The sequence below is a fragment of the Photobacterium phosphoreum genome (assembly GCF_002954725.1).
In the GTDB taxonomy this organism is placed as follows: Bacteria; Pseudomonadota; Gammaproteobacteria; order Enterobacterales; family Vibrionaceae; genus Photobacterium; species Photobacterium phosphoreum.
This window is the reverse complement of sequence record NZ_MSCQ01000001.1, coordinates 211,724-220,720: the sequence shown is the minus strand read 5'-3', so window position 1 is coordinate 220,720 and position 8,997 is coordinate 211,724. Positions and strand designations below refer to the sequence as shown.

Genomic DNA, 8,997 nt, shown 5'->3' with positions numbered 1-8,997 from the left:
TGTAGTGGTCAAGTAAAACTGTACACCTTTATAGGTGTTTAAATTAAGCGGCTGCTTCCATCATCACTGGCGATAAATAGTTGTTATAACTATGGCCCCGCTTGGTATTGTAATGCTGCAATATATATTTAAGTGTATCCCTTTCTGCTTCTACAAAATTGTTATAGCACTCTTTTGGCATCCACTCCGTTTTAAAGCTTCTAAAAAAGCGTTCCATTGGGGCATTATCCCAACAATTTCCGCGTCGACTCATACTTTGAGTTAATTGGTATTTCCACAATGTTTGCCTGAATTGAAGGCTGGTGTAGTGGCAACCTTGATCTGAATGAAACATCACATTTTGTGGTCGACCACGGCTTTCATAAGCCATTCGAAGTGCGGCACAGGTTAAATCACTATTAGGGCTATCTGAGCATGCCCAACCCACAATTCTTCGAGCAAACAGATCCATAACAGCGGCTAAATATAACCATTTATTACCCGCCCAAACGTATGTCACGTCGCCACACCAAACTTGATTTGGTGCTTTAACATTAAATTTTCGATTTAATAAATTCGGAGCTATTTTAGAGACATCTTCTGATATTTTATATTTATGTTTATTCGGTTGTTTACTTATAATACCGAGCTCTTTCATTAAGCTAGCAGCTTTATAACGACCAACATTTTCACCCTCTTGGGTAAGCTGACCAGCTATTGTCCTTGCTCCCGCAGAGCCTCTACTACGACTATGAATATCAACAACTTTTTGACGCAGCAATGCTTGCTCAGGCGTAACAATACCCCGATATTTAAGTCGATAATGATAGCTACTACGAGGTATTTCAAATAGCTTACATAATGGCTTTATTGAATGAGGCTCTTTTGATAATGCTGCTATCAAATCTATCGTTTGATGTTGTCCTGCATTAAAAGAGCGGAAGCTTTTTTTAGAATATCGTTTTCCCACTCAATCTGTTTAATTTTTGCTTCGAGCTCTTGAATGCGTTTTTGTTCTGGTGTCATGGCTTTTGAAGTTGGTGTTATTCCACCATGTTCTTGCTTTAGCTGAGCAACCCAGCGACTCATTGCTGTATATCCGACACCAACAGCATTACATGCTTCTTGTATTGTGTAGCCTTTATTTAGGACTAAATTAGCAGCATCGTGCTTGAATGCGACTGAATAAGTTGTTCGAGCTTTTTTCATTATGTACACCATTTTGATATTAAGAGTATTTTATCCTATTTTGGTGTACAAGTTCATTAAGCCACAACACTAAAGCTCAAGAAGGTATAGGTAGAGGTTTGTTTTGTTATTTAAAAGGACAGCACGTTTACGTATTAAGAGCTTTTGTGAAAAAGACCAATAAGACCCCAAAAAAAGAAATAGCACTTGCCAGAGAGCAAATGAAAGAGGTGAAGTTATGAGTTTATCTGCATTAAAAAGAAAAGCATTACAAGATCCTGAAGTAAAAGAAGCTTATGACAATCTAAGCGCTGAATTTGAATTGATCAGTTCTCTCATTTCAATGAGAGAGGAATCAGGCCTAACGCAAGATGAAGTTGCTGAAAAAATGGGAACAAAAGCCCCGAATATTTCGCGCTTAGAATCTGGACGATCAAATCCTAGTCTTAAAACTTTAGTAAGTTATGCTCAAGCATGTGGATTTAAGCTAAATCTTGGTTTTAAACATGCTTAATTTTTGTAAATTTAATTTTAAAGGTCGCTTATATGTAGCGACCTTTTTTATGCCTACTTAACACCAACCTCAATCCTTCAGCCCCAACTTAACCATGTTTTCATTCACAATCGCGACTGGTAATGGAATATAGCCATCTTTTTGCACAATATTTTGCCCATCACTCGATAAAATAAAGCGAAGAAATTCTTGCTCCATCGGTGCTAATGCTTTGTTTGGATGTTTATTGATGTACAAATACAAATAGCGCGATAACGGATAGTTACCATTGATCGAGTTTGCTACTGTTGCTTCAACATAATCAGTGCCTTCACGGGCGACAGGAATGGCGCGAATCCCTGTGGTTTTATAGCCAATGCCTGAATAACCGATAGCATTGAGCGAGGTTGAAACAGACTGTACCACTGACGCTGAACCCGGCTGTTCATTGACGTTATTACGGAAATCACCACGACATAAGGCGCGCTTTTTAAAATCGCCATAGGTGCCTGATACCGAGTTACGCCCAAATAATTGAATATCACGTTGCTGCCAACTATTAGGTAAGCCTAATTGCCCCCAACGAGTGATTGGCTCTAACGCCCCACAACGTAAGGTGCGTGAGTATATTGCATCTAACTGCTCGAAATTAATCCCTTTAAGTGGGTTATCTTCATGCACAAACACCGCTAATGCATCAACAGCAACCTTGATTGCGGTTGGTTTATAACCGTATTCTTTTTCAAATGCTTCAACTTCTTTGGTCTTCATTTCACGGCTCATTGGCCCTAATTGTGCCGTTGCTTCCACCAGCGCAGTCGGTGCGGTTGATGAGCCAGACGTTTGAATTTGAATATTAACGTTCGGATATTGGCGCTTAAATGCCTCGGTCCAATAGGTCATTAAGTTGGCAAGTGTATCTGATCCTACCGACGATAAATTGCCCGAAATACCACTGACTTTAGAATATGGCTGTAACTGAGTATCCACCTCTGTCACCGCTTTTGTTGCGCTAACAGAATGTGTCGCTGCGGCTGTATTTGTTGCCGCAGCGGTATTTGTTGCCGCGGCAGCAGGTTCAACAGCGAATATACCCAATAAGCACACTCCAGTGATCGCCATAGAGATCATTTTCGTTAGCGGTGACATTAACATAAGGTATCCTTACCCAAGTAATTACTCATCATGAGCCACAGTATCAAGTAAAGCAGTATCAGCCACTAATCGACTTGGCAACGTGAATGAGAAGGTGCTGCCTTTATCAATTTCACTATCTATTTCTAGATGTGCATCATGATGGCTAAGTGCGTGTTTAACAATCGCCAACCCTAAACCACTGCCACCTGTTTCGCGTGAACGGGCTTTATCAACCCGATAAAAACGTTCAGTTAAGCGATGAATATGTTGTGCGGCAATACCCTCACCGCTGTCGGTGACTTCTAATCGAGGCCCATTTGGTGAGCGATACCAACGCACATGGATAGCAGCATCATTAGGTGTATGTTTAACTGCGTTATAGACCAAATTGGATATCGCACTGCGGAGTTGATCGTTATCCCCTAGCACTTTTAAACTGTCATCCACTTCAAATGTAAACGACTGATTTTTATTGCCACTGAGTGATATTGCTTCTTTTTCTAAAATATCCAGCATCGCTGGTACATTGACAATTTCTTCAAGCTCAATCGTCGGTGCCGCTTCAATTTTAGATAAGGTCAACAGTTGCTCAACCAAGGCATTCATGCGTGCTAATTGTTCGGTCATAACACCATGCGCGCGATCCCACATCGGTCCCATTAGCATTTCAGGATCTTGTGCCATTTCAAGATAGCCTTGTAACACCGTCATTGGGGTGCGTAATTCATGCGACACATTGGCAAAAAAGTTACGGCGCATGCCTTCAAGTTGTTTTAACTGCGATACATCACGTACTGCCATTAAATATTCGCCTTCGGTATAACGCATGATCCGCAGCTCTAAAGTACGGTCATAGTTCATCGGTGAGGTGATTTCTAATGGGGTATCAAATGCTTGACGGGAAAGGTAGCGCACAAAATCAGGGCTGCGTAATAAATTACTGATCGGTTGACCGCTATCGTCAGGCCAACGTAAGCCTAATAATTGCTGGGCTAATTTGTTGCACCACACAATATTACCTTCACTGCGAAACACCACCACCGCATCGGGCAGTGATTCTGCACCATTACGGAAACGACGAATTAAGGTAGTAAGTTCTTTGCGGCGACGGCGATTACGTTGCTGTAAACGATAGATACCGTTGAACAGAGGCTCCCAACTGCCAGAGCCTGAAGGTGGGGTTAAACTACGATCTTTCCATAACCAATTCGACATTTTAAGTTGGTTATGAAAATGCCATCCAAGCTGGATCCAACTCGCGATCAATAAAAACCACGGTAGGTAGCCAAAAATAATGCCGAGCACAATCCAAGGTAGATAGAATAATATCAGCTCCCCAACCAGCCTTTTCCATGTCAATCTTTCCACCATGTATTACTCCTAGCTATAACGGAGTAATGCAGTAGTTCCGTTATGCTATTTTTCTATTCGATAAAACCAACACAACCTTCGTTGTTATCATAGGCTCATAATAACAATGAAGGTTAATAGTTTGCTACTGTCAGCATATGTATGATGTGGTGTTTACATACGGGTCGAAAAACGGTATCCCGCGCCACGTACTGTTTGAATCATTTTATCGTGACCGCCATTTTCAAGCGCTTTGCGTAAACGACGAATATGGACATCAACAGTGCGATCTTCAACATAAACATTGGTGCCCCAAACATTATTCAGCAATTGTTCGCGGCTATAAACACGCTCTTGGTGAGTCATAAAAAAGTGCAACATCTTAAACTCAGTCGGCCCCATATCTAGTGGCTCATCAACTGAAGTTACGCGATGTGAAACTGGATCTAACTTCAAACCTTGAACGTCAATCACATCATCTAAAGCGGTTGGTGAAGCACGGCGCATAACCGCCTTCAAACGTGCCATCAGTTCTTTCGGTGAAAACGGTTTAGTGATGTAATCATCCGCGCCCACTTCTAGCCCACGGACTTTATCTTCTTCTTCGCCACGGGCAGTTAGCATCACCACTGGAATTTGGCGAGTCAGCTCATCACGCTTGAAGTGTTTAATCAAATTAATGCCAGAGCCTCCAGGCAACATCCAATCCATTAAGATTAACTCAGGATACGGCTCGCACATTTTTTCTAGTGCACTATCGTAATCTTCAGCTTCTATTGCTTGATATCCATTTTGCTCTAGTACAAAACACAACATTTCGCGAATCGGTGCTTCGTCTTCTACTACAAGAATCCGTCTTGCCATAATAAAATCTACCTAGTCGTTTGTTTTCTCTGACATGCATCATTATGTGTGTTCATTATTACACTTTTGTGACTTTTTCAGATAAAGCGCGTTTTAATATAATAAATAATAACCGTTGAAAATAGGCTTATTGCTTGATACTACAATAAAAATACCCCAACAATTAGTGGCAATCTTATTACCCTTTAATGGCAATTTGACTGCGACCACCGCCCATCGCTTCCACCGCAACTTGGACCCCAATCCGTTCGACTAAAGTACCTACATGCGAGATAACCCCAATCTGACGTCCATCTGCTTGCAATGCATCTAAACAGGCCAATGCCATTTCTAAACTCTCAGGGTCAAGCGTACCAAAGCCTTCATCAATAAACAGTGAACCCAACTGGCGCGTATCTGCTGCAAGGGAGGCTAATGCCAATGCTAATGACAGCGAAACCAAGAAACTTTCACCTCCAGATAGGGATTCAACACTGCGCACTTCATCGCCCATATCGTGGTCGATAACTTGCAAGGCTAATGGACTACCGGGAACTGGCTGTAATGCATAGCGCGGCGCTAAATCTTGCAAATGTTCATTAGCGGCTAAGACTAATTGTTGCAAGGTTAACCCTTGTGCCAAGGTACGGAACTTATTGCCTGTTGCTGAACCAATCAACTCATTCATTTGCAACCACAACTCAGTTTGGATCTGTTGTGTCGCTAATGCTGAGCGTAAATCCCCTGCTTGTTGTTCAGCAGTTTCAGCTTGCACGAGTTGCTGGCGGAACTGGAACACTTGATCATCTAGCTGCTGTTTCTGAGCTTGCCACTCTCCCATTAATTGCTGTTGTAAGCTAGCATCAGTGCCAATCTCATGGTCAGTAAACCATTGGGTGGCTGATTCAATCATTGGTTGATGATCGGTATGCGCTTGCTGACGCTCGATGAATACCGTTTGGCAACTAGATAACGCATGTTCGATCTGTTTAAGCTCAGTGCGTTGCTGCTGTAACCATGTATCATCTTTACTCAACAATGCGGTTAATTCAGGTTCAGTGAGGGCTAATTTCTCTAACCAATTACCCCATGTTTGTTGCAACTGTTGTTGGGCTTGATTGGCTTCAACTAATTGCTGTTTGGCATGGTGATTATGTGCCTCATTAGCAGCCATTGTTTCCGCTAACTGATTCAGCTGCGTTTGCTGTTGCTGTAATTGTTGTTGCTGCTGTTCAAGGTCAGTTTTGGCTTTATTTTCAATGCTCTCAATCGACTGCTCACCAATTAAATCAATTCGTTGCTGCCAATAGACCGCTTGTTGTTGGGTTAACTGCTGATCTTTATCGACCATTGTCTGCAACTGCTGTGCGCTATGTTTAACGTCACTGGTTAGCTGCGCTAATAACGGTGCCAATTCTGTTAACTGTTTTTCAAGCTGTTGCTGTTGTTTAACATTGGCTTGGTAGTCAGTAATTTGCTGTTCAAGTGCTTCAATAAAAGCAATATTGCCTTGTTGTGACAATGCACTTAACCACGTATCACTGCCATAAATAGCATTCAATGCCAGTTGTCTTTGATCGCGTACTTGTTGCTGGCTACCAGCTTGTGATACCAACGCTTTTTGCTGCTCTTGTGCTTGCGTTTGTTGCTGCGACAATTGGTGACATTGTTCTTTGAGTTCTGACTGTTGCTGACCCAATTGCTGAAGAAGTTGCTGTTGCTGCTTAACCTCGGTGATCAGTTTTTTACGTTGCTCACCTTGGGTTTTAATGGTCTGCATTTGCGCTGTCGCATCATCAACCGCTTGCGACCAATTCGCTTGATAATGTGCCAACTGAGCCACATCACTTGTCGTTGATAAGTTAATTTCTGCCAAGGTTATCGTACTAAGATCAATTGCCATTAAATCAGACCACAGACATTGCTGCTGACTAACAATCACTTCAATTTTTTCAGCAAGCACTTGGATTTCAATCACTAAATCAGCTTGAGCTTGCTGATCTTGCGCGACCGATTGGGTCAGTTGACGCTGCTCGGCATGTGCATCTTGCAATTGCTTCGCTAACTGCTGCAATCGTTGCTGCTGCTGACTAATGATGGTGGCAACTTGCGGATTATGTTGTTGATAAGGGTGATCAAGCGCACCACATAATGGACACGCTTCGCCCTCAACCAATTGATCTCGATAATCGGTTAGATTCATTACCGCTCGACTTTGAGTTAGCTGATGATCAACTTCTTTATGTTGTGCGTCTAATTGTAATAATTCGGGGGTTAACGCCATCAAACGGTGCTGATTTTGAATAATATTGGCAGTTAAACCCTGTTGCTGTAACTGTAATTTATCCCGCTGCTGTAGCTGTTCATGCCACTTATCTACGCCGTATAAACAGTCTTTTAGCTTAATATTAAGCTGTTGATAGGCAGCATAATGCTGGCGTTGTTGATCTTGGACTTGTTCTAATTGAGTAAGATCGTGCGCGGCGGTTGTTTCTGTTAACTGCTGCTGTTGTACAGCCAAACTTGAAAGCTGTTGATCAAGTGCTGTTTGCTGCTGAGCTATCGTCGTTAACGTTGTTTGACGCAGTTTAATATCGGCTTGCAGTTGCGTGATATCAGTTTGCGCTTGCTGAAACTGGTGAATGTTATCTTTGATCGCATTTTGTTGTTCAGCTAATACTTTAACCGCTTGAGTCGCGTCTAAAGTTGTCGCTAACTGTTGAGATTGTTGTTGCGAGGTTTGCAGCTGTTGCTGTTGACTAAGCAATTGCTCACGTTTAAGCGCTAAATCGTTGGTTAACTGTGAAATTTGCAGTTGTAATTCATCACGTTGCAACTGTAAGCCATGACGTTGTTGTTCAATGGTAGCTGCTTGCTTTAGTTGCGGCTCAAGCGCATTAAACAACTGTTTTTTTTGCGTCAATAGCTGCTGGCATTGCTCACTATTCGCTTGCAATTGCGCTTGCTGTTGCTGATTGTCTTTTAAAGTAACGCTACTTTGTTGCTCTGTTGCCGTCCACTTAATCAGTTGCTGTTTAGCTTGTGCTAATAAGCTGAAATCACCACGGGCGGGCAAGGCTTGTTCATATTGTTGCAGCTCTATATAACGCGGTGCTGCTTGTTGTTGAGTTAACTCTGCCTGCTGTAATTGCTGTTCACTGTCGGTAATACGCAGCTGTAACTTTGACGCCGTTAACATTACCTCTTGATGCTGTTTTAATTGATCAAGCTGTTGCTGCTGCGTATTTACTTGCTGGCGTACAACCTCTAACTGGCTATTTAATGCCAATTTTTGTTCATCACTTAATAACGCTACGTCACCGAGTTTGGCTTGTAACTGCGCCAGTTTTTGCTTTTCATCACGCATACGTTCATAGGCAGCAATCGACAACCGACCATATATTTCACCGCCCGTCATGCGCTCAAGTAAGGTGGCGCGTTCATCTGCACCGGCTTTTAAAAATGCCGCAAACTCACCCTGAGGTAACATTACTGCACGACGAAACTGATCAAAACTGAGCCCGATTAAACGTTCGATTTCAGCTTGGAGTTCTTGTTTTTTACCTGCAAAACGTTGCCCTGTTTCAAGGTTTTCTAACCATTGTTCTGCCGCTTGCATTTTACCTTCAGCGCGACCACGGGCACGACGCACTTGCCAATGGGTACGCCAATGTGAGCCATCATTGGCAATGAAATCTACTTCAGCAAAACCCTCCGCTTTGCCACGTGATAAAATGCTGCGCACATCATTGGCTTTAATGCGGTTATCGTCACTGTCACGCCCAATTTCGGCATCATTTTTTTTATTCGATTGTAGCCGAGGAATACGATCATATAACGCTAAACAAATCGCATCGAGCAAGGTTGATTTACCCGCGCCAGTTTTACCCGTGATCGCAAATAAGCCCGCTTCGCCTAAGCGTCCACCAGCAAAATCAATCTCAAATTTAGTTTGTAAGCTGGCTAAGTTTTCACCGCGTAGTGCAAGAATTTTCATGTTATTACTC

The 8,997-nt window shown here is 42.5% G+C and carries 7 protein-coding genes; 2 read left to right on the top strand and 5 right to left on the bottom strand.

The features are described 5' to 3' along the window. Positions 1-43: 43 nt before the first annotated feature. Positions 44-1,188 (bottom strand): IS3 family transposase gene (locus tag BTO21_RS00890; protein WP_105026656.1). Its coding sequence is split into 2 segments (ribosomal slippage): positions 44-924 and positions 924-1,188, totalling 1,146 coding nucleotides; the frame shifts between segments, so codons are not numbered across the junction. 32 nt (positions 1,189-1,220) lie between these two features. Here BTO21_RS00890 and BTO21_RS00885 point away from each other — a divergent pair. Both BTO21_RS00885 and BTO21_RS00880 read left to right on the top strand, forming a co-directional pair. After that, positions 1,221-1,409, top strand: a complete 189-nt coding sequence (locus BTO21_RS00885; protein WP_045032138.1) for a type II toxin-antitoxin system RelE/ParE family toxin — start codon at positions 1,221-1,223, stop codon at positions 1,407-1,409. Next, positions 1,406-1,681, top strand: a complete 276-nt coding sequence (locus BTO21_RS00880) for a helix-turn-helix domain-containing protein (RefSeq protein WP_045032136.1) — start codon at positions 1,406-1,408, stop codon at positions 1,679-1,681. The genes BTO21_RS00885 and BTO21_RS00880 overlap by 4 nt, the downstream gene beginning before the upstream one ends. Positions 1,682-1,750: 69 nt before the next feature. On the opposite strand, the gene BTO21_RS00875 is transcribed toward BTO21_RS00880, so the two are convergent. The 4 genes from BTO21_RS00875 to BTO21_RS00860 form a co-directional block, all read right to left on the bottom strand. After that, on the bottom strand, positions 1,751-2,815 hold the full coding sequence (locus BTO21_RS00875) for a PstS family phosphate ABC transporter substrate-binding protein (RefSeq protein ID WP_239998055.1): 1,065 nt from the start codon (positions 2,813-2,815) through the stop codon (positions 1,751-1,753). Between the two features lie 21 nt (positions 2,816-2,836). Continuing rightward, the gene (gene phoR / locus BTO21_RS00870) at positions 2,837-4,168 is read right to left on the bottom strand and encodes a phosphate regulon sensor histidine kinase PhoR (RefSeq protein ID WP_045032134.1); all 1,332 of its coding nucleotides are present in this window, start codon (positions 4,166-4,168) and stop codon (positions 2,837-2,839) included. 153 nt (positions 4,169-4,321) lie between these two features. Further along, complete coding sequence (gene phoB / locus BTO21_RS00865; RefSeq protein ID WP_065192588.1) at positions 4,322-5,011, bottom strand: phosphate regulon transcriptional regulator PhoB; 690 nt, start codon at positions 5,009-5,011, stop codon at positions 4,322-4,324. Between the two features lie 178 nt (positions 5,012-5,189). Continuing rightward, positions 5,190-8,987, bottom strand: a complete 3,798-nt coding sequence (locus BTO21_RS00860; RefSeq protein WP_045032131.1) for an SbcC/MukB-like Walker B domain-containing protein — start codon at positions 8,985-8,987, stop codon at positions 5,190-5,192. Positions 8,988-8,997 lie beyond the last annotated feature (10 nt).